Annotated in this window: 1 protein-coding gene; it reads right to left on the bottom strand. The window is 66.6% G+C overall.

The window, feature by feature from the left end; all coding sequences use genetic code 11:
• Positions 1–2,099: condensation domain-containing protein (locus tag AC0V2Y_RS27715; RefSeq protein ID WP_475418426.1), on the bottom strand; the 2,099-nt coding region annotated here is incomplete at both ends.

The raw sequence follows: 2,099 nt of genomic DNA, 5'->3' as shown, positions 1-2,099 counted from the left end.
GGCGCCAGACATCAGCGGCCAGAAGAACTCCCACACAGACACGTCAAAGCTGAACGGCGTTTTTTGCAGGACGCGGTCATCGGCACCGAGGCAGAACGCCTGTTGCATCCAGCACAGGCGGTTGACCACCGCGCCATGCTCGTTCATCGCGCCCTTGGGCTGGCCGGTGGAGCCGGAGGTGTAGATCACATAGGCGAGGTGGCCCGCATGCAGGCCGATGGCCTCAGCGTCCGGGTTGGCGTCCGATTGTGCCGCAATGGCGCGCGCATCGTCCCCGGCATCGACGACGATGGCCCGCGTTTGGCCGGCATCGAGGCACCCGGCCACCGCGCTGTGCGTCAGCAGGATGGCCGGGGCGCAATCGGCCAGCATGTACGCGAGGCGGTCGGCGGGATAGCCCGGATCGAGCGGCACATAGGCACCGCCGGCCTTGACGATGGCCAGCAGGCCGACCACCATCTCGATGCTGCGCTCCATGCAGATGGCCACGCGCGAATCCGGTTGCACGCCGTAGCTGCGCAGATGGTGCGCCAGCCGGTTGGCGCGGCGATTGAGCGCATCGTAGCTGAGGTGCTGGCCTTCGAAAATCAGCGCGCTCGCCTGCGGACTGCGGCGAACCTGCTCCTCGAAGAATTGATGCAGCAGCTTGTCGTCGGGATAGGCCTGGGTGGTGTCGTTGAAATCTGCCAGTACCTGGCGGCGCTCGGCGGCGCCGAGCAGCGCCACGCGGCTCAGCGCCATGCTGTCGTCGGCGACCATGGCACGCAGCAGGCTGGTGAAATAGCCGGCGATGCGTTCGATGGTGGCGGCGTCGAACAGGTCGCTGGCGTAGCGCAGGTTGCCGCTCAGGCGGCCGTCGCTTTCAGCCAGCGACAGCGTCAGGTCGAACTGCGCGGTATTGTGTTTCGGCTGCACGCTTTCAATGCTCAGGCCCGGCAGCTGCAAGGTGCCGCCGGGAGCGTTGTCCAGACTGAGCATGACCTGGAACAGCGGGCTGTGGCGCATGCTGCGTGCCGGCTGCACCGCATCGACGACTTGCTCGAACGGCAGATCCTGATGCTCGTACGCTCCCAGCGTGTGCGCCTTGACTTGCGCCAGCAGCTGCGCCACGCTCGGATCGCCCTCCAGCTTCACCCGCAGCGCCAGCGTGTTGACGAAGAAGCCGATCAAGCCCTCCACCTCGGCGCGCTGACGGTTGGCCACCGGCGTGCCGACCACCACATCATCCTGGCCCGACAGGCGCGCCAACAGCGCGGCCCAGCCTGCCAGCAGGGTCATGAACAGCGTCGCGCCGTGCTTCTGGCTCAGCGCTTTCAAGCCGGCGGTCAGCGCGGCATCGAAGCGCACCTGCACGCTGCCGCCGGTGTAGCTTTGCCGGGCCGGACGCGGACGGTCGGTCGGCAGTTCCAGCAGCGCCGGCGCACCTGTCAATTGTTCTTTCCAGAACGCGCTCTGCGCTTGCAGGACATCGCCCTGCAGCCAGCCGCGCTGCCATGCCGCATAGTCGGCATACTGGATCGCCAGCGGCGGCAGCGGATCGGCCTGGCCAGCGCTGAAGGCGGCGTACAGCGTGCTGATCTCGCGCACCAGCACGCCGATCGACCAGCCGTCGGAGACGATATGATGCTGCGTCAACAGCAATACATGTTCATCCTCGGCCAGGTGCAGCAACTGGCAGCGTATCAGCGGGCCGGCGGCCAAGTCGAAAGGCCGCACCGCTTCCTCGTCCGAGAAGCGCTGTACGGCGCTTTCGCGTTCGCGCGGCGGCAGGTGGCGCAGGTCACGCTGTTCCAGCGCCATGCCGGCACCGGCTGCGGCGATGCGCTGCACCGGCGCGCCATCGACATTCACAAAGGTCGTGCGCAGGCTTTCGTGGCGCGCCACGATGCGGTCGAGCGTATCCTTCAGCGCCGTCTGGTTCAAACTTCCCTTGAGCCGCAATTGCGCCGGGATATGGTAGGCGATGCTGGCGGCGCGATCGAGTTCGGTCAGGAACCACAGCCGCTGTTGGGCGTACGACAGCAGCAACGGCTGCTGCCGATCCGCGAATTCGATGCGCGTCTGCTCGCGCGTGGCGGATTGCTTGATGCGTTTTTGCA

Source organism: Janthinobacterium sp. BHSEK, assembly GCF_056174685.1.
Note: the sequence above shows the minus strand (reverse complement) of the source record. Positions and strands in the feature narration are given on the sequence as shown.